21 protein-coding genes are annotated in these 22,864 nt (G+C 61.7%); 3 read left to right on the forward strand and 18 right to left on the reverse strand.

Annotated features, from left to right (window positions below):
• Positions 1 to 10: 10 nt before the first annotated feature.
• The 16 genes from pheT to BT122_RS01220 all read right to left on the reverse strand — a co-directional run bounded on the left by pheT (position 11) and on the right by BT122_RS01220 (position 17,483).
• Positions 11 to 2,473, reverse strand: coding sequence for a phenylalanine--tRNA ligase subunit beta (pheT, locus tag BT122_RS01145; protein WP_072354246.1), 2,463 nt, complete (start codon positions 2,471 to 2,473; stop codon positions 11 to 13).
• Positions 2,474 to 2,576: 103 nt separating this feature from the next.
• Positions 2,577 to 3,644 (reverse strand): phenylalanine--tRNA ligase subunit alpha, encoded by a 1,068-nt coding sequence (gene pheS, locus BT122_RS01150; protein ID WP_072354247.1) that lies wholly within the window; start codon positions 3,642 to 3,644, stop codon positions 2,577 to 2,579.
• Between the two features lie 666 nt (positions 3,645 to 4,310).
• Complete coding sequence (locus tag BT122_RS01155; protein ID WP_072354248.1) at positions 4,311 to 5,222, reverse strand: AEC family transporter; 912 nt, start codon at positions 5,220 to 5,222, stop codon at positions 4,311 to 4,313.
• A gap of 302 nt (positions 5,223 to 5,524) precedes the next feature.
• Positions 5,525 to 6,859: an MFS transporter gene (locus tag BT122_RS01160; protein ID WP_072354249.1), complete on the reverse strand. Its 1,335-nt coding sequence runs from the start codon at positions 6,857 to 6,859 to the stop codon at positions 5,525 to 5,527.
• Positions 6,860 to 6,918: 59 nt separating this feature from the next.
• The gene (locus tag BT122_RS01165) at positions 6,919 to 8,409 is read right to left on the reverse strand and encodes a M20/M25/M40 family metallo-hydrolase (RefSeq protein ID WP_072354250.1); all 1,491 of its coding nucleotides are present in this window, start codon (positions 8,407 to 8,409) and stop codon (positions 6,919 to 6,921) included.
• 582 nt (positions 8,410 to 8,991) lie between these two features.
• On the reverse strand, positions 8,992 to 9,810 hold the full coding sequence (locus BT122_RS01170; protein ID WP_072354251.1) for an HAD family hydrolase: 819 nt from the start codon (positions 9,808 to 9,810) through the stop codon (positions 8,992 to 8,994).
• Positions 9,811 to 9,840: 30 nt separating this feature from the next.
• Positions 9,841 to 10,680, reverse strand: coding sequence for a permease prefix domain 1-containing protein (locus BT122_RS01175; protein WP_072354252.1), 840 nt, complete (start codon positions 10,678 to 10,680; stop codon positions 9,841 to 9,843).
• A complete protein-coding gene (locus BT122_RS01180; protein WP_218161947.1) occupies positions 10,680 to 11,021 on the reverse strand; it encodes a PadR family transcriptional regulator in 342 nt (113 codons plus the stop codon). Before BT122_RS01180 ends, BT122_RS01175 begins: the two co-directional genes overlap by 1 nt.
• Before the next feature lie 531 nt (positions 11,022 to 11,552).
• Positions 11,553 to 12,182, reverse strand: a complete 630-nt coding sequence (locus tag BT122_RS01185) for a hypothetical protein (protein WP_177242175.1) — start codon at positions 12,180 to 12,182, stop codon at positions 11,553 to 11,555.
• A gap of 11 nt (positions 12,183 to 12,193) precedes the next feature.
• Positions 12,194 to 12,754 (reverse strand): phosphoheptose isomerase family protein, encoded by a 561-nt coding sequence (locus tag BT122_RS01190; protein WP_072354254.1) that lies wholly within the window; start codon positions 12,752 to 12,754, stop codon positions 12,194 to 12,196.
• Positions 12,754 to 13,857 (reverse strand): galactitol-1-phosphate 5-dehydrogenase, encoded by a 1,104-nt coding sequence (locus tag BT122_RS01195; protein ID WP_218161948.1) that lies wholly within the window; start codon positions 13,855 to 13,857, stop codon positions 12,754 to 12,756. The genes BT122_RS01190 and BT122_RS01195 overlap by 1 nt, the downstream gene beginning before the upstream one ends.
• A 73-nt stretch (positions 13,858 to 13,930) precedes the next feature.
• Positions 13,931 to 14,416 (reverse strand): PTS sugar transporter subunit IIB, encoded by a 486-nt coding sequence (locus BT122_RS01200; RefSeq protein WP_052009891.1) that lies wholly within the window; start codon positions 14,414 to 14,416, stop codon positions 13,931 to 13,933.
• 57 nt (positions 14,417 to 14,473) lie between these two features.
• Complete coding sequence (locus tag BT122_RS01205) at positions 14,474 to 15,157, reverse strand: ribulose-phosphate 3-epimerase (protein WP_072354256.1); 684 nt, start codon at positions 15,155 to 15,157, stop codon at positions 14,474 to 14,476.
• 212 nt (positions 15,158 to 15,369) lie between these two features.
• Entirely contained in the window at positions 15,370 to 16,200 is an 831-nt protein-coding gene (locus BT122_RS01210; RefSeq protein WP_032111121.1) for a PTS system mannose/fructose/sorbose family transporter subunit IID, read from the reverse strand.
• On the reverse strand, positions 16,200 to 16,955 hold the full coding sequence (locus BT122_RS01215; RefSeq protein ID WP_072354257.1) for a PTS mannose/fructose/sorbose/N-acetylgalactosamine transporter subunit IIC: 756 nt from the start codon (positions 16,953 to 16,955) through the stop codon (positions 16,200 to 16,202). Before BT122_RS01215 ends, BT122_RS01210 begins: the two co-directional genes overlap by 1 nt.
• A gap of 111 nt (positions 16,956 to 17,066) precedes the next feature.
• On the reverse strand, positions 17,067 to 17,483 hold the full coding sequence (locus BT122_RS01220) for a PTS sugar transporter subunit IIA (protein ID WP_072354258.1): 417 nt from the start codon (positions 17,481 to 17,483) through the stop codon (positions 17,067 to 17,069).
• A 306-nt stretch (positions 17,484 to 17,789) separates the two neighbouring features.
• Here BT122_RS01220 and BT122_RS01225 point away from each other — a divergent pair, with 306 nt between their 5' ends.
• From BT122_RS01225 to BT122_RS01235, 3 genes are all read left to right on the forward strand, one after another.
• Positions 17,790 to 18,584, forward strand: coding sequence for a DeoR/GlpR family DNA-binding transcription regulator (locus BT122_RS01225; protein ID WP_072354259.1), 795 nt, complete (start codon positions 17,790 to 17,792; stop codon positions 18,582 to 18,584).
• Positions 18,585 to 18,830: 246 nt separating this feature from the next.
• Positions 18,831 to 19,328, forward strand: a complete 498-nt coding sequence (locus tag BT122_RS01230; RefSeq protein ID WP_072354260.1) for a helix-turn-helix domain-containing protein — start codon at positions 18,831 to 18,833, stop codon at positions 19,326 to 19,328.
• Between the two features lie 67 nt (positions 19,329 to 19,395).
• A complete protein-coding gene (locus BT122_RS01235; RefSeq protein ID WP_083432241.1) occupies positions 19,396 to 21,039 on the forward strand; it encodes a serine/threonine protein kinase in 1,644 nt (547 codons plus the stop codon).
• Between the two features lie 29 nt (positions 21,040 to 21,068).
• Here BT122_RS01235 and BT122_RS01240 read toward each other — a convergent pair whose 3' ends face one another.
• Positions 21,069 to 22,241: an SPFH domain-containing protein gene (locus BT122_RS01240; protein ID WP_072354261.1), complete on the reverse strand. Its 1,173-nt coding sequence runs from the start codon at positions 22,239 to 22,241 to the stop codon at positions 21,069 to 21,071.
• Positions 22,242 to 22,259: 18 nt separating this feature from the next.
• On the reverse strand, positions 22,260 to 22,856 hold the full coding sequence (locus BT122_RS01245) for a hypothetical protein (RefSeq protein ID WP_143189939.1): 597 nt from the start codon (positions 22,854 to 22,856) through the stop codon (positions 22,260 to 22,262).
• Positions 22,857 to 22,864: the final 8 nt, after the last annotated feature.

The following is a 22,864-nucleotide window of genomic DNA, read 5'->3' on the forward strand; positions in this document are numbered from 1 at the left end:
GGACAGCCCGCTAGCCGCGGACCTCTCCGCCGGTGGCGCGGCAGACCTTGTCCACGAGCTTCTTGTGGGCGCGGTCCACCTCCTCGGAGGTCAGCGTATGGTCGGCAGAGCGATAGGTGAGCGAGAAGGCCATCGACTTCTTGCCCAGGCCAACGCGCACGGGGTCGCGGTAGACGTCAAAGAGGCGCACGTCCGAGAGGAGCTTGCCGCCGGCGCTCTTGATGCGCTGCTCGAGCTGCTCGCAGGTAACGGACTCATCGACAACGATGGCCAGGTCAACGTCCACGCCAGGGAGCGTGGGCACGTCGACGTAGGGCAGCTCGCGGTGAGCCAGGCGCAGGAGCGACTCCACCGAGAGCTCGAAGGCAACCACGGGAGCGTCGACGCCAAATGCCTTGAGCGCCTTGGGGTGGATGTTGCCAACCCAGCCCATGAGCTCGCCCTTGTTGCCGTAGACCTCGGCCGCGCGGCCGGGCTGCAGCCAGCCGTAGGTCTGGGGGTCCGCCACCTTGAAGCGCACCTTGGTCACGCGAAGCGCCGAGAGGAGCTGCTCCACCACGCCCTTGGCGTCAAAGAAGTCGTAGTCCTCAAACTTCTGGCACCACTCGTCGTCGCGGTGGCCGGAGAGCACGCCGCACACAAAGCTGGGCTCGTCGGGCTGGCTCTTGTTCTCGTGGCCAAAGAAGACGCGGCCAATCTCGTAGAGCGCCACCGCGTCCACGCCGTGGTCGAGGTTGTATGCCACCGAGCGGAGAAGCCCGGGCAGGATCGAGCGGCGCATCTCGGCCTGGTCGGCCACGAGCGGGTTGATGATCTTGACGGGGATGCCGCGGCCTTCCTCGCTCATGCCGAGCTTGGAGAGGTCGCTGGCGTCGGCAAAGCAGTACGTGGTGGTCTCGGAGAGGCCGCAGGCGCGCAGCGTGCGACCAATCTTGCGAATGCGCTGCTGGTCAACGGTCAGGCCACCGGCATGGTTGCGCGCGGCGGGAAGCGTGGGCGTGATGTCGCCCTCGCCCCACAGGCGCACGACCTCCTCGATGAGGTCGACCTCGCGGGTGAGGTCGGGGCGGTTGGTGGGCGCGGTCACCGTATAGGCGCCGTTCTCTGCAGGCTCGACCTTGCAGCCAAGGCGCTTGAGGCGCGCGACCATGAAGTCGTCCGGGATGTCCGCGCCGGCGAGCGCGCGCACGCGGGCGGGACGCATGGTGATCACGGGCGCGGGCACGGGGCCGGGATAGACGTCCACGATGCCCGGGCAGACCTCGGCCGAGCAGCACTCCTCAAAGAGCGCCGCGGCGATGTTGGAGACGTCCGCGCAGCCGGCGCCGTCGACCTGGCGCTCGTAGCGAATGGAGGCCTCGCTCATGAGGTCAAGGTTACGGCTCGTGCGGGAGATGTGGCCGGCCGAGAAGGTCGCGCTCTCGAGCAGGACATCGGTCGTGGTCTCGTCGATCTCGGAGTTGAGGCCGCCCATGACGCCGGCAAGGGCGATGGGCGTCTCGCCGCCGTCGGTGATGACGCACATGTCGGGCGTGAGCGTGCGCTCCTTCTCGTCCAGGGTGGTGAGAAGCTCGCCGTCACGCGCGGCGCGCACCACCACGTGGCGCTTGCCATCCTCACGCTTCTGGAGCTTGCCCAGGTCGAAGGCGTGGAGCGGCTGGCCGGTGAGGTACATCACGTAGTTGGTGACGTCCACCACGTTGTTGATGGGCCTGGAGCCGGCGGCAATCACGCGACGCGCGAGCCACTCGGGGCTGGGGCCAATCTTCACGTTGCGCACCACGCGGGCCGTGTAGCGCGGGCAGAGCTCCGCGTCGTCAATCTGCACGTCCACCAGGTCGTGGGCGTCCGGGCCCTTCTCCTCCTTGATCGAGGGGAGCGTGATGTGGGTGCCCTCGTCGAGAACGGCGGAGGTCTCAACCGCCATGCCCACCATAGAGAGGCAGTCGGGGCGGTTGGGGGTGATCTCGCAGTCGATCACGGTGTCGGAGCTGCCCAGGTAGTCCGTGTAGAGCATACCCACGGGAGCGTCGGGCGGCAGGATGATGATGCCGTCGTGATCGTTGCCCAGGCCAAGCTCGCGCTCGGAGCAGTTCATGCCGTAGGACTCCACCCCGCGAAGCTTGGACTTCTTGATCTTCACGTCGCCGGGGAGCACGGCGCCGATCATGGCGGTCACAATGTGATCGCCCTCGTTGAAGTTCTGGGCGCCGCACACAATCTGCAGCGGCACGGGGTTGCCGTTCTCGTCGACGTTCTTGTCGCCAACGGAGACCCGGCAGAGCCACATGTGGTCGGAATCCGGATGCGGCTTCTTGCTCACCACCTGGGCGGTGTAGACGTGGTCGAGGTCGGCGCCAACGCGCTCGACGCCCTCGACCTCGGTGCCGGTGCGGATGTACTCGTTGACCAGGTCCTTGGGGTCTTCGGGCACATCCACCATGTCCTTGAGCCACTCATACGAAACGCGCATGGTATCTGCAATCCCTTCTGGGCGGGCTTGGTGCGGCCGCCCTGGTTCTTCTCGTCCTGCCGCGGGCTTCTCGCCCGGGCGTTCCTCGCTGCCCTGGTACGGCCTAGAACTGGTTCAGGAAGCGCATGTCACCGGTCATGAGCATGCGCAGGTCGGGCAGGTCGTAGCGGAGCGCGGCCACGCGCTCGACGCCAATGCCAAAGGCGAAGCCGGTGTACTTCTCGGGGTCGATGCCGCAGTAGCGGAAGACGTTGGGGTCGACCATGCCGCAGCCCAGGATCTCGAGCCATCCGGTGTTCTTGCAGAAGCGGCAGCCCTTGCCGTGGCACACGCCGCAGGAGACGTCGACCTCGCAGCTGGGCTCAGTGAACGGGAAGAAGTGCGGGCGGTAGCGGGTGGCGCGATCCTTGCCAAAGATCTCGCGGGTGAAGTAGTCGAGCGTGCCCTTGAGGTCGCCAAAGGTGATGCCCTCGTCAACGACAAGGCCCTCTACCTGCGTGAACTGCGGCAGGTGGTTGGCGTCGGCGGTGTCCGGGCGAAAGACGGTGCCGGGGCAGATCATGTAGATGGGAGGCTCGTGGGTCTCCATGGTGTGCACCTGGACGCCCGAGGTCTGGGTGCGCAGCAGGATGTCGGACTCGCCCTGGACGTGGGTCTCCTTGCCCTCGGGGGCGTTGTCCACCACGTAGAAGGTGTCGCGCGCGGAACGGCTGGGGTGGTCCTCCGGCGCATTGAGCGCGGTGAAGTTGTAGTAGGTGGTCTCGACGTAGGGGCCATCCTCGACGGTGTAGCCCAGGCCGCAGAAGATGTCCTCGATTTCCTCGCGAATCTGGTTGATGAGGTGCTGCGTGCCCGGCGAGAGCGTGCGGCCGGGAAGCGTGACGTCCACGGCATCGGCGGCCATGCGGCGCTCCAGGAGCTCAGTTGCCAGCTCCTCGCGGCGGGCCGTGATGCCAGCCTCTACCTTGGCGCGCACGGTGTTGGCCATCTGCCCCATGGCGCGGCGCTCCTCGGGCGGGACCTGGCCCATCATGTGCATGAGGGCCGTGAGCCTGCCCTTGCGGCCGAGCATGGAGACGCGCAGGGCCTCCAGGGCCTCCATGGTCTCGGCGCGCTTAAGTCCCTCCTCTACCTGCGCCTCAATGGACTTGAGGTCATCGGACATCGCCATAGTGCAATCCTTTCCAAAGCCAATAAAAAACCGTCCCGGGCCAATGCTGCCCAAGGACGGATGTCTCCGCGGTACCACCTTGATTGACGTACGCGTTTTCTCTCGCGCGCGCCCACTCGTTGCGCCCCGTGCCGTGGGGCCTACGGCTTCCCTACTCGCTGGCCGTGCGGCCCGCTTTGAGGTTGCGGCTGGTGGAGTGAACTCTGGGCGTCAGCCTTGGAGGGACCTCTCAGCCGGTGAGCCCCATCTCTTGTCCGCTGGCGACGCGACGACCAAACCTCTCCGTCATTGCCTAGGGGGCATGGTAGCACGATGCGGCGCTGGCGAGGAGGACGGAGCGAAACGGGCGTAAGCTCTGCACGATTGCTGGGGGTGCCGGCGGGCGCCGTGGCGGCGCGGGGGGCGGGACGGCGTGGGGGGGACGGGACGGCACCACAGGACAAGTTTTAGCAGAGAAAGCCGCGGAAAACCCCGCTGTGGCGTCAAATCGGCCCCAGAGGGCGAGTTTTAGCAGCAAGTACATACGTAACCTTCGCTGTGGCGTCAATCTGGCGCCACAAGGCCAGTTCTCGCAGCAGGTGCGTACGCAACCCTCGCTGCGGCGTCACCCCAGCACCACGGGGCCCATCCCCGCAGTTCGCTGAATCCGCCGCCAGGCAGCAACCGCTACCACACCATCTGGGCTAGGCCCACCACCAGCGGAATCGAGACCAACGAGAACAGCACCGATGCCACGATCGTCTCCACGGCATACACGTAGTCGGCGTCGTGGAGCTGTGCGTAGACCGCCACGTTCAGACCAACGGGGCACGCCTGGGCAATGAGAACGGCAAGCTTGAGGTCAAGAAACTCCGCAGGCAGAAGGCTGAGAAGCAAGACGGAGACCACAGGCGAGACAACAAGACGCGCAAGGACAACCTTGTAGAGCCCCACGCGGTGAATTGCGTCGGAGAGATGCGATTGCGCGAGGTAGACCCCGGTGGCAAACATGGCCAGCGGCGTGTTGAGCGCAGACACGTAGTCCAGGCAGCTCGTCACGACCCCGGGCAGCGGGGGCTGAAACACAAAGAGTGCAAGGCCGATGAGCATCGCCACAAAGAATGGCGAGGTAACCAGCCCGCGCACAGAGACGCGCCCCTTCTCGCCCGTAAGCAGCGACACCCCGTACGTCCACTGGCCAAGGTTCATGAACGCGATGAAACCGGTCATGTAGAACACCGGCCCCTGACCCAGGATGGAAATCACCAGCGGAATGCCAAAGAAGCTGGGGTTCGAGAAGGTCGCGGCAAAGTTCCCGATGGCGTCCTTCTTCAGGATAAGGCGCGCGACGATCGCGGATACGACAAGCGCCAGCAACCCTGCAACGGCAGAAATCGCAAGTCCAATCGCGTTCTCGGCGGTCCGTTCGACCATGAGGCCCTTCACGATGACGCAGGGCAGCGAGAGGTACACGAGGATGTTGCCGATGGTGCGGTTGCCCTCCATGGTGATCTTGCCCGCGCGAAACATCGCGAAGCCAACGCCCACGAGCATGAACATGACAACAATCTGAAGGGCGAGCGTAGCTGACATGGACATATCGTGGTGCCTCCTGGTGCCTAGTGGGTATGGGGTGTTAGCCGCATGCAACAATAGCACCGGCGGCATTGCAGAGGGGATATACCCGGCCGCTATCGTCCTACGTATTGGTACGTATCGCCCATGGGAACAAAGCTGACGGGTACCTCAGGCGTTCCCAGAGCCTCAGGAAGCCACTCGGCCATGAGCTCCAATCCACAAGCGCCCTCATCTTGCACAATCCCGACTCGAGCATTGCAGTAGGTATAGGTTCGTTGAGCGCTTAGACGACAGCTGTGAAGGCCCCCAGCGCGGCTACCCCCCTACTCCCCCGCGTTGGCCTCGCGACGCAGGATCTCGTCCGCGAGGATCGAGTCGCCGTGCTTGGCCAAGGCGATAAACGCGCACATCGCCGCCCCCATCACGGTGATGTAGAGGAAGAGCTGGGACTCGGCCACGTCCATGACCAGGCCAGACAAGATGGGCGTCACAACCTGCGCTGCCATGCTCACCGTGTAGTAGTAGCCAGAGTAGCGGCCAACGCTCCGGGAGCTGCAGCCCTCGAGGATCATGGGATACACGCACAGGTCAACGGCACCCAGGGAAGCGCCCATGAACAGGAAGAGCACATAGTAGAGGGGCGTGAACGACGGGAAGAGCCACATGATGGCCGGGCAGATAGTCATCACCAAGCCGGCAACGAGGGCAACGCGCTTCCTGCCCACCTTGAGGGAGAGGTTGGCCACCGGAACGTAGGAGAGAAGCCCTCCCGCGATGGTAACAATGTTGATGATGGCGTAGGAGCCGCCAAACATCGAGAAGAAGTCAGACGCGTAGCGCGAGATGTTGGTAGTCATGGCGTTGTAGGACATGTAGTAGAAGAAGACCGCACCAAGGAGCAGGGCAATCGAACGCACGAGCTCTGGGTCGGTCACGCGCTCCTTGCCCTGCTCGGCATCATCGTCCGCATCGATTGCGTCCTCCTTGATGCCCATGGCAAGGCTCTCCTCGTGCATCTTAGCCACTGCCTTGGGCTCGTTGAGAAGCACGCGGTACACCACGGCCGCCACGGCGATCACGATGCCCTGCAGCAAGAAGACCGGCACGTAGTCCGGGTTCGTCACCGAGGGGACAAGGACCGAGATGGCCACCAGCATGACGCCCGTGCCCGCATAGCCCACGATCTTGTCGACCGAGTCGCCCTTGGTACGCAGCGGGCGCGGCGTGATGTCGGCGACAATCGCCAGGGTCGCCGTGCGATACGAGCAGATAGCTACCAGAGTCACCAGAATCATCGCGATGAGCAGCGGCAGGCTGCCCAGGTTGTTCGCCACGGCGATGAGCGGCACGGAAACAGCCGCCACGGCAGAGCCGGCCAGGATGAAGGGGGTTCTTCTCCCCAGGCGCGACCGGCAGCGGTCGGAGAGGATGCCAAACCAGGGCAGCAGGAAGAGGCCAAACACGTTGTCGAGCGCCATCACCACGCCGGTGAGCCAGTTGGAGAGCCCAAAGGTCTGGGTGAGCATCTTGGGGACCAGACCGTCGAAGACCTGCCAGAACGAGATCATCCCCATGAAGGGAAGGGAGGCAACCGCGCAGCGCTTCCAGTCGAAGGGAATCTTCTGCTTGGGCTTGGCACCCTGTTCCTTCTCGGCCATCTTGGCTCCTCTCGTCTGGGCGCGCCGACGGGCGGCGCGACGGGCTGTGGTTTTGTTTCTTATGCCTTCAGCTGGTCAAGCCCCCGAACAAACGCCACGTAGAACTCCACGCCACGCTTGTAGTCGTCAACCGGGATGCGCTCGTTGGCGCTGTGGATGAGGGTGCGCGCCGTGGGCGTGTAGATGAAGGCGGCAAAGCGGTACACGTGGTCACAGATCTTGGTGAACGAGCGCGAGTCCGAGCAGCTAGTCTGCACGTAAGGGCACACGCCCGCCTCGGGGTAGATGCCAGCGACACAGCGGCGGATGTAGTCAAACTGTGCGTCGTCGTGCGGCGAGAAGGGCGAGGGCTCATTGACCAAGCTGTTCTCGGCAATGTCCACGCTCACGGCGTCCGTGGCAACACCGGATTCGCGGCACTCCTCGGCCGCTTGTGCGCGGGCGCGGGCAAGCGCGGCGTTCACGTCCTCGAACGGGGCCACGCGCACGTTGAGGTTGGCCGCAGCCTCGGGCGGCAGGACGTTTCTCGCAGGCGAGCCCGCGAGCTGCGTGAGCGCGTAGGTCGAGCGGACCATGGGGCCAGTCTCGGCACCTGCCGCCAGGATGCGCCCCACCAGCGGCCGGAAGAGCCACATGTTTGCAAAGATGATGCGATAGGCAAAGCTGCCGCGGGCCGCAAGCTCCTGGAGCATCGCCGTGACGGCATCTGCCACCTGCGGCTTTCCCGGGTTTGCACAGATGCGCTCGGTTGCGCGGGCGAGAAGGCGCGTGGCATCGTTCTTTGAGGGCGCTGACGCGTGACCGCCCGCCCCGTGCGCCGTTACGGTGACGTCCACGTGGCCCTTCTCGGAGACGCCCACCATGGCCATGGGCGCGGTCACGCCCAAAGGCACGCCCGTTGCCACGGCGCCGCCCTCGTCGAGGACCATGCAGGGATGCACGTTGTGCTCGCGCAGCCAGACCACGGCATTGTCGGCAGTAGGACCGGATGTCTCCTCGCAGCAGGACGAGAAGAACCAGATGTCGCGCGGTGGAACGTAGCCTTCTGCCAGCAGGTGCTCGAACGCCTCCATGCAGCCGCAGAAGCAAAGCTTGTTGTCGAGCGTGCCACGCGCCCAGATCTGGCCATCGTGGACCTCGGCGGCGAACGGCGGGTACGTCCAGTCCTGGCCGTCGGTGGGCACCACGTCGTGGTGGGCCATCATCACCACGGGCGCCAGCGACGAGTCGCGCCCGGGCCAGCGCATGAGGATGCCGTACTCGTCGATGCGAGTGAGCTCGAGCGTCTGGAACGTGCGCGGGTAGAGGCGTTGGAGCGTGGGCACCCAGCGGTCGAAAGGCTCGCGATCGAGCTGGGCCGGGTCATCGCGCGAGACGGTGGGAATGCGCAGCAGCGTGCGGAAGCGCTCGATCTCCGCGTCGCCGGCGTGATAGCCGCCCGCGTCGATGGGCGAGCCGGCGGGGAGCGTGGGCTTCATCGCCGCCGCGCGTACAACGCAGACGACGAGCAGCACGAGAATGACTACCAAGACGAGAACAAGGACAACCATGGCGCCTCCAGTCACATTGGGGCCATGGTAGCCATATCGCGTGAGCGCAGACCATGCGAGGCTGTATTCGTCACCCACCCGCAACAGCTCTCGATTCCACAGGAGATGCCGCAATCACTCAACCCGTGAATTACCCACAGGAACGGAGCGGGAAGAGGCGACATGCACTGTTTCCCGAGTGAGCCTCCAACACAGCGCGCCATCTCAGCTCGACATCTCAGCTCGCTATCTCTGTTGAGAAGATTTCCGACATAATCTGTGGCCTGCAGGCCACGAAATGTCGAAATCCTTCTCAGCAGCCCCTTGGTGCCACCAGACTATTGCACACCGAAGACTCTTGCCGTTGCGCGCCCGGGCGACCCTCGGAATGCCATGTCAAGCAGAGCAGGAAACCTCACACGTGTTATTTCTACTTTGATATTAGGTCATTCTCAACTGGGGTTTTGCCGACTCACATCAAAAAAGAAATATCACGTGTGAGGTTGCCGTACAAGGCAGCCATGCGAAGTTGCCGCACGAGGTTGCCGTACAAGGCAGCCGCGCGAGGTTGCCGTGTGAGGTTGTCCGGCGCGGGGGGCAGTGCTACGCCGAGAAGGGCCACTCGCCGGCGGCGAGGGCCTCAACCGCCGCGGCAACGGCGTCGTCCTCACATCGGCCAATGTGCCAGCGAGCCGCGCGAGCCGCCTCGGGTTGGGCGTTGGCAACCGCCACGGAGTTGGGCACCACCGAGAAGAGCGGCAGGTCGTTGCCGGCGTCGCCAAACACCACGACCTCGCTCTCGTCAATGCCGAGAAGCTCGAACAGCAGACGCGCACCCGTACCCTTGTTGTAGCCGTGCGGCATCACGTTGGAGAAGCCCGCATGCGCGTAGTCCAAATCAAGCTCGGGAACCTCGCGTGCCGCCCGCGCGATAAGCTCCCGCGTACCAGCCTCGTCCGTGTCGACAAACACGTTTGACTTCACCACCACATCCGGCACGGCATCGACCGGCACGCACTTCTCAGCGTATGCAGGGAAGGGGCGTCTAAGGTCTTCTCGGCTTCCGGCAACCAGCAGCGGCGTACCACCGTCAAAGCAAAGAAGCCCGGAATGGGGAACGTCCGCGAGCATTGCCGCCAGCCGGACGAGCGCGTCGTGCGGCTGATGCTCCTCGTGGACCAGCTTGCCGCCAAGGTAGACCTGCAAGCCATTGGTTGCAAGGCAGGTGGCGCAGCAGGCGGCGTCTCCGCCAAAGAAAGGCGGAATCCAGTCGATGCCGCGGCCGCTTGCCGGCCCAATGGCAATACCTGCGTCAAGCGCTGCGTGGAACGCCGAGACCGTGCGCGGAGAAACCTGCGTGTTCCCCTTGGGAAGAATGGTCCCATCAATGTCGCAAAGGATGAGTTTGGTGTTTCTCGGCATTTCTCCCCCGCAATCTCCGCACCGCCTGCGCTACAGGGCGGTCACGGTAACGTCTCCCATCTCGGCGCTGACATCAACGATTCTCTCGCCAGTACCCCTTACCACTGTACCCGGCGAAACCTCGTTTCCGTCGAGAATTATCTCGCCCATGTCAACGGAGAGCCTGAGCGTTGCGTTGGAGAGGTCGACGTCGCGCACGTCGACATCGCCCATCTGGGAGGAGACATCGGTGCGCGCAGCCTCCACGCCCTGCAGGTCGACGCCGCCAAGCTGCGTCGTGGCATCGATGGACGAGAGCTCTGCCGTCGAGGGGACCACGACGGTGATGACAATGCCGTCCGACGCCTGCGTGCCCGCGCTGCTTGTCTGCGTTTGCGTCACGTGGAGCACGCCATCTTGCACCTCGTACTCAAACGAAGTGTTCGCGGCGCCGCTATAGCTCACCCGCGCAACGTCACCGCTCTTGATCACCACGTCTCCGCAGGCCGCGCTCACATCTACGGACGAGAAGTCCTCTGCAATGGTCGCATCCACGTTGCCAGCATGCGGATCTGCCTCCGCACGGCCACAAAAGGCCACCCAGCACACGCAGCACACCGCAATGACGCCGAGAACCAGCGCCACGATGCGTCCCGGATGCCACTTGCGTGCTGGTTGCGGAGTTACCCCAAGCGACTCGAGCACCTCGTCTGGGTTGCCAAACTCGGCTATGATCGCTTTTGCTGCGTCTTTCTCGGGCATGCCCTGGGCGAGAAGCTCGGCGTACTTGTCTTCCATCATCTGGCCAAGCTCGTCCTTCGCGCGGTGCACCTCGGGCGTCTGGGGAAGCTTTGAGAACACAGACTCGAGAAAATCCCTGATGTCATCCATCACGCACCGCACCCTTCCATAAACCGGCCGACAACGTCCTTGGTGAGCTTCCACTCTCGGCATCGTGCCTGGTAGTGGTCAATTCCCGCTGGTGTGATGCGATAGTAGGTGCGTCGTTTGCCGTTCTCCGCAACCTGCGGGAACGACTCGACGAGGCCACCCTTCTCCAGGCGCGCAAACGCCGAGTAGAGCGTGGTCTCCTTTACCATGTAGAGGTCACCCGAGATTTGTCGGATGCGCTTCGAGACCTCGTAGCCATAGGACGGCCCCTGCAGGAGCACGCAAAGAATCATGGGGTCGATGTATCCGCGGATAAAGTCGCTGCTTATCTCGTCAGGCACGAGACACCTCCCGCAACGTACTACGTCTGTCGTAGTATCTTCGCTACTGGAAGGATACTACGACAGACGTAGTACGTGACGAGAGGGGCTTTCGATGCCGCAGACGCTTGGATAACGCCGCCGGACGGCGACCTGCGTGCATCCTTCTCAACGTCCAACGTCCTTCTCGCCAGGCCGTTCGGCTCTCTCATTGCAGAGAATATCTCCTTTTTCTTAAACGCCGGTCGCGTTTCCGCAGGTAAGCGATATCGGTTTTAAGAAAGGGAGCTATTCTCCGCAGGCGAGGGCAACGTGCGCACGGGTCGGCGACGGGCGGAGGGGCCAACGGGGCCATCGCGCAGAGAAAAGCCCTCCGGCGAGAAAACGACGCCGGAGGGACAACTTTGGAAGCAACCGCTGCGAAAACGAGCCCTCCGGCGCCGTAATGACGCCGGAGGGCAGCCTGCGTACGAGATCGCGTCGAAAACGGGCCTCCCGGCGCCGCTCCAAAGGGGGGATGAGAGGCGCCGAAAGGTCCGGAAACACACCCGCTTACTGGGCCACGTAAAAGCGCGGATGCTTCATGAGCGCAGTGTTGCCATCCACCACCGACGACTGCGCCAAGTGAACCACCATGCGCTCCATGTCCAACACGCGCATCGAGGATTTCTCAGTCGCAGCGTTGAGCGCATCCTCCGCACCGACGTAGCCGGCAGAAAGCGCACCCCGCATAAGCGCAATAACCTGCACGGCATAACGCTGCTCGTCGGTCATCTTTCCCTGATCGCCGCCGTTTGCAAGCCTTGCCGCCGTATCAAAGTAGCCACCTCGAAACGTCTCGGCATCCTCGTCGGAAAGGCCCAGCCCCGAGATGACTCTCGCAATCATCTCGTCCTCCAGGGCCTCCTTGACCTTGTCCTTGAAGCGCCCGCTCGAGTTCCAGAGCTTCATTGCCGAGAGAAGCACAACCTGCCACACGCCAACTTCCCTCGCCCGCACGCACGTCTCGTCAGCGCTGTCAGAGCAAAGACCATGCACCTCATCGCTCTGGCAAACATCATTGGCGCACTGCTCAACAATCCCATACAGCACGTCAACGTACTCGTCAAAGCTCAGATTCACCTCGGGGCGCGGCTTGGGAACCATCTCCTTGAGCCTGCCCATCATGCCAGAGAAGTCCATGGTCTGCTCCATTACTCCAAGTTAGCGTGACGATCCTTGACGTCTTTCTCGGTCCAACCCTTACGCCCCATTATCTCCAGAGCAACAATGTCGCCAAGGAGAAAAAGCTCCTGCTCAACGAGGGTGGACATAGGCTGCTTGGACGCATACTCCCCAGGGCCCGCAAACTTGGTGCGACCACGAAGAAGAAGACGGTTTGAGGCGAGCGAATCAATCGTGCTCCCCGGCGTGCACCCAATGTAGAAGACGTCAGCGCCCTTCTCGCGCGCAATACGACCTATCTCGGCGGGCAGCTTGCTCTCCCCCGAGCTTGACCCGATAAGTACAAGGTCACGCTCGCGCACGGGCATCTCGGTCTCGTCGCCCACATAGTTGATGTCGATCCCCAGGTGCTTCAAGCGCTTGACCCACGCCTTAAGCGAGATGAGCATCCTCCCTACGCCCATCACAAGGACGCGCCGCCCAGGCACCATTAGCTCGTCGACAAGGCAATCTAGCTGCGCGTCATCAATAGATGGGAGGGTCTCTCCAAGCTCCTTGAGGACAAGGGCTGTCGAGTCCCTCCCAGCCATTACTCTGCCTCCGGCACGTACATTGCCTTGCAGATGAGAATCGAGTGATCGTTGATTCCCGAGCAGAGTGCGGGAAGCCCGTCCAGCGAGCTCTTGTGCGTGATGAGGTCGGTGACCTGCATCTTGCCCTCATCGAGCATGCGTACAGTGTAGTGCCACTCGTTGATGGGCGTGTCTGCATAGTGGGAGTTCCAGATGCCCTTGAGGCTCAGCTCCTTGCGCAGGATCTGGCTGTGCTGCGCAAGCTTGATGGTGGTATCGCTCGCCGGATTGCCCATCATGACAACGGTTCCAAAGGTACGCGTGCACTCGATGGCCTGTCCCAGACCAGATCCGCTGCCAGTGCCCTCAATGGCCACGTCAACGCCCCTGCCGTGCGTAAGCTCGCGCACGCGCTCAACGAGGTCGACCTCCTTGGAGTCGATGACCTCGCACCCATGCGCGCGGGCAAACTCGCACTTCTCCTCGACGATCTCGGAGAGGACCACCGACGCCCCAAAGAGCTTTGCCCAGCGAGCAGCCATAATTCCGATGGGCCCCGCACCCATGATGAGCACGTTCATGCCCGCGGTGACCCCGCCCTTCCTCACGGCATGCTGGGCAACCGTGCAAGGCTCGGTCATCGCAAGGGCCTCGCCAGGAGTCTCCGGATTGGCCGAAGGAACGAAGTGCCAGGCGGAGGGAATAAGGCAATACTCCGCAAAGCCGCCGTCACTTCTCGACCCAAGGTAGTCATAGTCCTCGCACATGGCATAGTTTGCCGAGAGGCACGGGTCGCACTTCCTGCACGGTATGCAGGGGAATATCGCGCCACGCTTCCCCACGAGGGACTTGTCGGCATCCTCCCCCACCTCGACTATGGTGCCGCCAAACTCATGGCCAATCGTAAGGGGATAGCGCTGCCTGCTTGTTCCGAGCTTGAAGATCCTCGGGATGTCAGACCCGCAGACCCCGCATCCCTCTACCTTGAGCAGCAGCTGATTGCCGACAGGCTTGGGTATCGAGACGTCATCGGTGGTGAACTCGCCAATGCGATGGAGCCTGCATGCCTTCATCGTTCCTTCGTGGTACGCAGATGGCGAGAGGTATCGTGAGAAGTCCATATGTGCGTCATTCCCATCTTTCGAAGTCGTTGTTGCTCGCTCACAGTCGCCTTCGCGCACGGAATGGGGAGGCCTACTTCTTGAGCAGCCCCTCGACGCTTACGGCGTTGTTTGCGGGTACGATCCTGATTTCAACTTTCACGCCCTTGGCAACGAGCTCCTTGAAGATCTCTCGCTCCTCGGGTGAAGCGGCAATGTTCTTGTAGAACTTCTTCCTTCCAGCCGACATGCCCATGCCGCCAATGTTCACGAAGTCAATGTCGACGCCCGCATCAACCAGGCGCTTAATGGTGAGCGGGAACTTCACCAGCAGAATGGTCTGCTGAGGGAGGCCCTCCTTCAGCTTGGGGGCCGCATCATCCACCGAGAGCGTCTCGATGGTCGTTCCCTCGGGGAGCAGCAGCTGGAACATCTTGGTCATGAATGGGTCTTTGCTCACCTGGTCATCCACAACCATGATGTGGGCGCACTCCGGGAACTGGTGGATCCATGCCGTCATAACCTGGCCATGGATAAGACGATCGTCGATACGGGTAAACACAAGGTTCTTCACGCTCATGGCTCTGCTCTCCTTTGGTTGTCGGGCCCAATTTGTCGTGCGACAAATGCGTAGCTACTACGCTCGTACAATCTCGGCCTGATAGGCCCTGTACTTCTCTGAAAATGCGCTAGGACCACCCTGAATGAGCGAGGAGGTACCAACCACAAACCCCGTGGCACCTGCCTCATGCATGTGCCTGGCATTCGAAGGCGTCGTGTTGCCGTCTACCACAATGCTTATCGGGTGGTTTGCCCGAGAGGTTATCTCGGAAATCCTGCGCAGCTTGGCAAGGTGATCTGGGACCATCTTCTGTCCGGCAAATCCCGGACTCACAGCCATGACCATGACAAAATCGAGAACATCGAGGCATTCCTCCAGATAGCTCACCGGCACGCCCGGACTTAGGGCAAGGCCCGCGGAAACGCCCATGGCCCGAAGGCTCTCGAGCAGACGATACGGCTGGAGGGAAACCTCGGGATGGAAGCTCAGCGAGTCTCCCTTGCGGAGGTCGAAATACGGGACAAAGCGCTCTGGCTCGGTAGCCATGATGTGGACATCAATCGAGAGGTCCGTAAGCTGTCGGATTGCCTTGAAGTCTTCCGAGCCGAGCATGATGTTTGGCACGTAATGCCCATCCATCACATCAAAGTGAATCCCGGCAACACCCGCCTCCTCGAAGGCGCGCACGTAGGCCTCAAGGTCCCACGGCTTGCAGCACATTACCGAGGGGTAGATGTCCACATCCTTCTTGTTTCCCATGTCAACCCCCTGAAGAGCCCGCCGCGAGCGGCAAAAGGCTCATACTTGTACCGAGCCCTCGCCGCGGTGCAAGCGCTGCGGGGGCCTGGGTAGCGTGCCCTCCTGTCCCACTTGGACATGGCTGTTCGGACAGGAGGGCACCCGCACGTACACTGTCTTGCTTCGCTCTAGAGGCGTGCCACGGCGCGTCTTGCGTGGCAGCCGGAAACGGTCTAGTACAGGCCCATGAGAGCCTTGATGCCCACGAGGGCAAAGCCAACCAGGAAGATGATCAGCACCATCGTGAGGGGCTTTACCTGCTTCTTGGACAGGAGCGCCCAGGTTCCAAGAACCACAAGGAGCGGGAGAAGGCCCGGGAGCAGCGCGTCAAAGACGCCGGTCTGCAGGTTGAGCGAAACGGTACCAAGCTCGTTGGTCCAGTCAAACTCGAGCCAGGAGAGGTCGACCTTGACGTTGCCAACGGTCATGCAACCAACGACCATGAGGCCAACGATGGAGACCGCGTCGAGGACTCTGTTGATGATGCCGCTCTGCAGCAGGTCGACGATGGCGTCGCGGCCCTTCTTGTAGCCCAGCATGTACATGTTGTAGCCGCAAGTAAGCTGGAGAATCTTGTAGCCAACATCAAAGATGATGGGGCCTGCGAAGTTGCCAGCAAGGGCAAGCTGAATGCAGATGCCGGCGAGGATTGGGTAGGCAATCGACTGCGAGACGGTGTCGCCAATGCCTGCCATGGGGCCCATGAGCGAAGAGCGCATCAGCATGATGTCATCTGCGGAGATGTCCGCGCCCTCGGCCCTCTTCTCCTCCATGGCGCAGGTGATGCCGTTGATGATCGTGCCCATCCAAGAGGGTTCGGTGTTATAGAACACCAGGTACTTCTTGAGCTCCTCGGCCTGTTTATCCTCGGGATATAGCTCGCGGATGACCGGCACGAACGCGTTCGTGTTGCCAAGGCCCTGGAGTCGCTCGTAGTTGTAGCAAGTCTCGGATGAATAGGTGAGCAGCCAGTTCTTGACGAGTGTCTTCTTCGAGAGCGCCATTATGCCTCGCCCCCAGTCAGCTTCTTGGTGCTATCGGACTGGTAGTTGTAGAGCAGGATTGCGACAAGTGCTGCGATGAACGTGACCATCATCGTGGTGAGGCCCATGAACTCGGCAAGCGCGAAGCCAAGGAAGAAGAACGGCATCAGCTTGGGCTTGTTCAGGTACTGAAGCAGCATTGCGATACCAAGTGCAGGCATGAGGCCACCGACGATACCAAAGCCATCGACGATCCACTGCGGGAAGGTCTGGAACCACTCGCCAAACGGAGCGCCATAGAGCACCACGAGCATGGCGGGTATGCCGTTGAGTATGAACGAGACAAAGAACGACGGAATGTAGTTGCACATCCTCATCGCACGGATGTTGCCCTTGTTGAGGAAGTCCTCGGCCATGTGGACCCACAGCGTGTTGATGGACATGTAGGCGGTCCACACCATGATTGTCACGCTGCCGAGAATGACGCCCACCGTGGTGGCGGAGTTCACGTCAAGCCCGGAAACAAGTGCAAGCGCCGTGCCAACAGGACCTGCGAACTGCGGGTTGCCAGGCATGGAGCCGCCGGCCGTGATGAAGCCAACGTAGGGCAGGTTGATTGCCGCAGCAATCATCATGCCCTCGACGGGCTTTCCAAGCACCAGGCCAACGAGAAAGCCCGACCACAGCGGGTACAGCCAAGTCCTCGTAATGACGTGGCTAAACCACCAAGTGCAGCAGGTCGTGATGAGTGCAACAAGAATGGCTTGTACTATCACTACTCTCACCTTCTACTTACACGCCCCAGCAGATTCAGAACAAAAAGTGCAGCCTTCGACCAGCCCTCGATTGTCTTGGGTCCCCCTCTCAAGCTTGGTTGTACATATGGCTTAGCCGAAGATCTTCTCAGCTAGACTGACCATTCCTTTGCCACCGGCGGCAAGCGCCGTCTCTTCGAGTTGCGGTAGGTCCTGCTCGTCTCGGTCGCTCACGACCTCGATAAGCATGGGCAGGTTGAGCCCGGTTACGCAACGGACCTTCTCAGTGCCCATCTCGTTCATAATGCGTGCGATACAGTTGCATGGGGTGCCGCCAAAAAGATCGGTGAGGACAAGCACGCCACTGCCTTCGGAGTCCTCGTAGAGCGAGTGAACTTTCTTGGAGAGCTCATCGAGAAACGCATCCGGTGCCTGGCCAATATTCAAAGACACGGTTGCATACCCTTTTGCCTCTCCCATGATAAGTGTGAGTGCCGATGTTATACCCTGAGCAAACTCACCGTGTGTGACAAGCAAAATATTTACCATTTGATGTTCACCCCTCTCTGTGCTTCTCTGGTTATTCAGATAGTATCCACGTCGTAATTGGAGGGTGCTCAAAAACTTGCGGCGTGTGTTGAGTGGTATTTTCGCTTCGGCGAATGGTTGCGAAACGAAAGCAAGGGAAAGCACCGGATAGTTTTCCAGACAACCCACATTGCTCCTGCTGGTAAAACGTATTGATGAGTGGAAGATAAAACTTGTGGTACTACATACTCACATTGTTTCGCGCACGTAACGTTACTTCACCATGCGTACTGTATCCGTCACGGCACTGTGGTTGGAGGCCTCCCGATGACAGACGCCCCGCAAAGAATTACCGCCGAGGAGCGACAGAACCGGATTCTCGACATGCTTTCGAGAAAGGGCGAGGTCGTTGTCTCTGACCTCAGCACGGAGTTTGGCGTCTCGGCAGTCACAATACGGACCGACCTCACCGAGCTTGAGCACGAGGGAAAGCTCAAGCGCATACATGGTGGCGCCGTGCCCGCCCGCGAGCTTGTGGTCCCAAGCCTTCCCGCGCGCATTAGAAGAAACGTGAGGGCAAAGGACGCCATCGGCCAGGCCGCAGCCGAGCTGGTCCGTGACGGCGAGACCATCCTGGTGGGTTCCGGAAGCACGACGCTTGCGCTTATCCGCAGCCTCGACAGGAAGAGGGACATCACCATCATCTCCGACGAACCTGCGGCGCACACCTACATCCAGCAGCACCTTCCCAACGCAATCCCTATTAGCACGGGTGGGATTCTTGGCCGTGGCTTCCACCTCTATGGCCCCTACCTCACCGCATCCCTGGTGGGAACGCACGTAGATAAGGTGTTTCTCGGTGCCGATGGGTTTGAGAGAAGGTTGGGCTTTCTTGCCGAGCGTCAGGTGACCGCAGACACCAAGAAGGAGTTCATGAAGCACGCCAGCAAGGTGATCGTCCTCATGGATGCAACGAAGGTTGGCGCAAGCAGGCTCTTTTTTCCATTTGCCCAGCCGGGCGACGTTGACCTTGTGATCATGGACACAGATCCCAGCGGTGTGGTGGCAGAGGCCGCTCGCGTTGGCGGCGGTCGCGCACGGGTGGTCGAGGTGGCGCGGTAGACGGCGGTTGGCCGCTGTTCCAGGTCAGTCTGGCATAAACGGGGCCGGGGGGAACCGGGCCGGAGGGGCAAACCTGCGGCTTAATTGCACTTCCCAATCTCGTCACAAGCTATTTACCTGCGGTTTTTCTCGGCATCGAACGTAACCAGCTGCAATTAAGCCGCAGGTTTCGATCGATGGCGGCTAAAGAGGCGTACGATTGCCTCAGCCGCAGGCTACCCAACCGCTCAAAGACGGGAGGAACGCATGGCCAGTAAGGAACGACTGACAGAGGATCTTCTTGCCCGCCTCCTAGCGGCGCCAAGCGTAGAGTCCTACCTTGGCGAGCCGGACTCCACTGTCAATCGCGACCTCCCCCAATACCTGCGAGATCTTCTAGACGCAAAGGGCATGAAGCGCGCCGAGGTCGTGCGAGCATCCGGGCTTAACGGCACCGTTGTCTACGACATCTTTGCCGGCAAGAGCCGCCCCGGCAGGGACCACGCCATCATGCTCGCGCTGGGCATGCGCTGTACGCTTCGAGAGACACAACGGCTCCTGCGCCTGTCAGGCGTCTCGGAGCTCTGGCCCAAGGTGCGTCGAGACGCCATCATCATCTGGTGCATAGACCATGGCTTTGACCGCTCCGCCACCGATGACGAGCTGTGGAGCCTGGGCGAGCAGACCCTCTTTCACACCGGCCCCCTGCGTGCAGGGCAGGCCGGCAGCCATCCGGTCAGGCAGTCGCCCTCGCCCGCCCAGTGATTTTTCAGTTACCAACTGAGGAGCGACCATCCTGGGTTGCATATCATGGAAAAGAGCCGGTCCTCACGTGCAAGCCGGCATTTATGCCAACGTGCGGAACGGGACCAAGGGCTTGAACGACGACCAGGTAATGCATGCAATGAGCGTTGATGACTCCTACCACGTGGAGCGCGTTCTCGCGCGTGGGCAGGGTGGCATAACTGAGCTCGTCACCCTGGACGGTACGGGTCCCTTTGTGCGCAAGCGCATCCCCGCCGCGCGCGCCCGTCGAGGCGTTTGGGCGGCACTTCCCGAGATAGACTGCGCGCGTCTCCCCCACATCGAGGCAACATACGAGATGCCCGACGAGTTCATCGTCGTCTACGACTACGTTCCCGGCGAAACCTTGGAGCAGCTCATCGAGAGTCGCGGGAAGCTGGACGCCGCAAAGGCCCGACACCTGGTTGGCGAGGTCTGCCAGACCGTCTCGAAGCTGCATGCCCACGACATCGTGCACCGCGACATCACCCCCTCAAACGTGGTGGTTGCCGCCGACGGCGCTCACTTGATCGATTTTGGCATTGCGAGGCTTGGCTCCGAGGATGCCAAAGGAAATGAAGACCAGCTTGGGACCTGGGGCTTTGCCGCTCCCGAGCAGTACGGATTCGCAAAGACCGACGCTCGCTCGGATGTGTACTCCATCGGCCGGCTGCTGGGCTACCTCCTCACGGGCGTTCATCCCGAGGACAAGGAGGGCTACGAGCAGGCACTTGCCTCTCCAGACGTGCCCGATGACCTGCGCTCGGTTGTCCTCAAGGCAACGGAGTTCGAGCCCAGTGCGCGCTACCAGAGCGTGGACGAGCTTTGGCGCGCGCTGCGCAACGAGCCTGGCGAGAAAGGCGCGCCGGCCGCTGCCGCAGAGACCACTCCACGCGAGGCTGCGGACGCGCCGGCCTCGCCTGCGGCGGGGAAAGTCCGTACGATTGCCCTTGTGTGCGTCATTGCCGCCATTGCCGTGGTGGCAGCACTTCTCGCCTCACGGTTCCTTGCAGCCGAAGACAGCGCTGGCACTGAGGCCACGGCCAGCAGCGCGGAATCAAGCCGAGACACGACCACCGTCACCGCTCCGCAGGGCGAGAAAGACACCCAGACAGCCGCAGACATCCTCTCTGTTGGCGAGTCGCACTGGTCGACAAGTAGCGGCAGCGTGTATGCCGAGTATTCGCTCACGAACAACTCCAACCGCACGGTTGCGTATCCCAGCGTGACCATAACCGGCTACGCGGACGATGGCAGCGTTCTCTTCTCGGATGAACAGGTTCTCTCTGTCCTCGCCCCCGGCGAAACGGCGTATCAAAGCACCGCGCTCGATGGCTCTACGGCACCCGCGCGCGTGGAGTTCACGCCGGTCAAGCCCTCTGAGGACCTCCTGTCCGATGACGCGGCCCCCTCTCTCTCGACCGCAAACGAATCCGCCAGGTCAAACGGCTACGGCGGAATCACCGTATCGGGCACCGTCACGCTGGAGAAGGACGGCACCACGATGGCGCTGGGTAACAACTACGGGGTCTGTCTCACCGCCATCCTGCGCGACGCCTCCGGAAACATTGTGGGTGGAGGCGTTAACTTCCTCAGCTCTCACCCAGCAGAGGGTTCGAGCATGCCGTTCGAGGTGTCCATATTCGAGCGGGTCGACTACGCGACCTGCGAGGTCCACGCAATTGCCTGGTAGACCGGACGATCAACGCGACTACACCACTCCTACAGCCCCAGTACCTGGCGCTTCTTCGCGTCGAACTCCTCCTGGGTGAGAATGCCCGCATCAAGCAGCTCCTTGAGCTTCTTGAGAGTCTCTACCTGAGAGTCGATGGAGGACTTGTCCTGCTCGCCTTTTGGCTGCGCCCCCTCCGCCGCAGCGGGCGCACCTGCAAACGAGGCATTCCTTGGGTCAAGCGACCCGGCGAGGTTCATCCCAAAGACCATCGCGCCACCGTCGCCCAGGCCGTTGTCCCTCACCCCCTGTGCAATGAGCTGCTGGGCAGAGATGTCCGCTGCGCGCTGCGAGACATCCTCGTAGGCGCGCACGCCCATGCGCTTCTCCGAGAACTGCCGCACAAGCTCGCGCGACTGCTCGGAGAACTCGATGTTCTCGATGGCAACCGACACCAGCTCAAGGCCATAGCGCGTGGGCCACGTTCCGGCGTTGTCGCTCCCCTCGCGGATCTTCTCGCCAAGCGCCACCGTTTGCGATGGCAGCTGCGAGACGCGATACGTCGACGAGAGCGCATTGGCCGCAGCCACGAACGACGTAAGGAATTCGCCCGTGAGCTGACGGCGTGCGCGAGGGTCGTCGAGCGAGTACGACGAGCAGTTGGCAGGCACAAAGTTGCAGATGGCAAGCGTTGGGTTGCAAACTCTTACGCTCATCATGCCGTAGGCGTAGATCTCGAGGTCAGCCCCGTAGTAGAGGTCGTTGTACGCAAGCGGGCCATGTGTCCCAAAGCGAATGCCGCGCAGCTCGCGAAGGTTGACGAAGGCAACGCGCTTGCTGTCGGGCGACATGCCGCCAAAGTCGATTCGCTCTGCAGCCTGCTGGACAAAGATCTTGCCAAGTCCACCTTCGGCGCGGTCCTTCTCGTCAAAGACGCTTGCCTGGCCATTTCGGTACTCGTAGCCCCCTGGCGTCGTGATGACCTGCTCGATGCCCGCCTGGCTGAAGACAAACGCCGCCGTGTTCTCAGGCACATAGATTATCGAACCGTTTGAGAGGATGTCCTCAGCACCGTAGTTGCCTCCGCGCCCGTTCTGGGAGTTTCGCCGCACCCCCGGCGTCACAAGCGTGTGCTCGTCAAAGTGGCCAGCGGTGATAACGTCTTTCCATTGGTCCGAAAAGACACCGCCAATGGAGTCAAACGCCGCGTCGATGATGCCCATGATTCTCTCCTAGCTGGTCTAGAGGGTCTGTTTGGTGTCGCAATAGCTGCAGGTGACCACCGATCCCTTGCGCCCGACGATTGGCGCATGGCACCCAACGCAGTGCTTGGTAACGGTCATTGGCCGCTGGGGCGGCTCTGCATTCTTGCGCGTCTGTCCGGCGCCTCCAAAGAGCGCCCCAAAGGCGCCCCTGGTCTCTTCCAGCAGGTCACCCAGGGTGTCGCTTGCCTCGCCATCCGCATCAATGCCGTCCAGGTCACCCACTGCGGCGCTCGAGACCGCCCGCTCCCATCGCCTGGCAGCACCCGCAGAGCCACCAGCAAAGCACAGCGAGACAGTCTCGTCTGCAAAGGCAACGTTGAGAACGTAGCTGTTGTCAACCTTGGTCACCGCGGTACGCGGCACCCCCATGTCATCGACCGCCTGCTCAAGCGGAAGCCGCTTGAGATAGCGGGAGCTCCTAAAGGCCCCCTCGTGAACGGTTGCCACGAGAATCAGATTCTTGTTTGTGAGAACGACCTCGTCCAGGGGGTCTCTTCCCTCATCGCTTACAAGGCTGACGTCGCTGCGTTGCAGGACGACGAACTCCCCCTGCCCAAGGTTGTAGGACTTCATGATCACCC

The organism is Olsenella sp. kh2p3 (genome assembly GCA_900119625.1).
Lineage (GTDB): Bacteria > Actinomycetota > Coriobacteriia > Coriobacteriales > Atopobiaceae > Tractidigestivibacter.

Excerpts from the sequence above, each read along its gene's own strand:
- BT122_RS01240 (WP_072354261.1), bottom strand. The coding sequence starts at position 22,241 with ATGGGCATCATCGACGCGGCGTTTGACTCCATTGGCGGTGTCTTTTCG.
- BT122_RS01200 (WP_052009891.1), bottom strand. The coding sequence starts at position 14,416 with ATGAGCGTGAAGAACCTTGTGTTTACCCGTATCGACGATCGTCTTATC.
- BT122_RS01170 (WP_072354251.1), bottom strand. The coding sequence starts at position 9,810 with ATGCCGAGAAACACCAAACTCATCCTTTGCGACATTGATGGGACCATT.
- BT122_RS01160 (WP_072354249.1), bottom strand. The coding sequence starts at position 6,859 with ATGGCCGAGAAGGAACAGGGTGCCAAGCCCAAGCAGAAGATTCCCTTC.
- pheS (WP_072354247.1), bottom strand. The coding sequence starts at position 3,644 with ATGGCGATGTCCGATGACCTCAAGTCCATTGAGGCGCAGGTAGAGGAG.
- BT122_RS01210 (WP_032111121.1), bottom strand. The coding sequence starts at position 16,200 with ATGGCGCTCTCGAAGAAGACACTCGTCAAGAACTGGCTGCTCACCTAT.
- BT122_RS01220 (WP_072354258.1), bottom strand. The coding sequence starts at position 17,483 with ATGGTAAATATTTTGCTTGTCACACACGGTGAGTTTGCTCAGGGTATA.
- BT122_RS01205 (WP_072354256.1), bottom strand. The coding sequence starts at position 15,157 with ATGGGAAACAAGAAGGATGTGGACATCTACCCCTCGGTAATGTGCTGC.
- BT122_RS01165 (WP_072354250.1), bottom strand. The coding sequence starts at position 8,409 with ATGGTTGTCCTTGTTCTCGTCTTGGTAGTCATTCTCGTGCTGCTCGTC.
- BT122_RS01175 (WP_072354252.1), bottom strand. The coding sequence starts at position 10,680 with ATGGATGACATCAGGGATTTTCTCGAGTCTGTGTTCTCAAAGCTTCCC.
- BT122_RS01245 (WP_143189939.1), bottom strand. The coding sequence starts at position 22,856 with ATGAAGTCCTACAACCTTGGGCAGGGGGAGTTCGTCGTCCTGCAACGC.
- BT122_RS01225 (WP_072354259.1), top strand. The coding sequence starts at position 17,790 with ATGACAGACGCCCCGCAAAGAATTACCGCCGAGGAGCGACAGAACCGG.
- BT122_RS01185 (WP_177242175.1), bottom strand. The coding sequence starts at position 12,182 with ATGGACTTCTCTGGCATGATGGGCAGGCTCAAGGAGATGGTTCCCAAG.
- BT122_RS01190 (WP_072354254.1), bottom strand. The coding sequence starts at position 12,754 with ATGGCTGGGAGGGACTCGACAGCCCTTGTCCTCAAGGAGCTTGGAGAG.
- BT122_RS01230 (WP_072354260.1), top strand. The coding sequence starts at position 18,831 with ATGGCCAGTAAGGAACGACTGACAGAGGATCTTCTTGCCCGCCTCCTA.
- pheT (WP_072354246.1), bottom strand. The coding sequence starts at position 2,473 with ATGCGCGTTTCGTATGAGTGGCTCAAGGACATGGTGGATGTGCCCGAA.
- BT122_RS01155 (WP_072354248.1), bottom strand. The coding sequence starts at position 5,222 with ATGTCCATGTCAGCTACGCTCGCCCTTCAGATTGTTGTCATGTTCATG.
- BT122_RS01195 (WP_218161948.1), bottom strand. The coding sequence starts at position 13,857 with ATGGACTTCTCACGATACCTCTCGCCATCTGCGTACCACGAAGGAACG.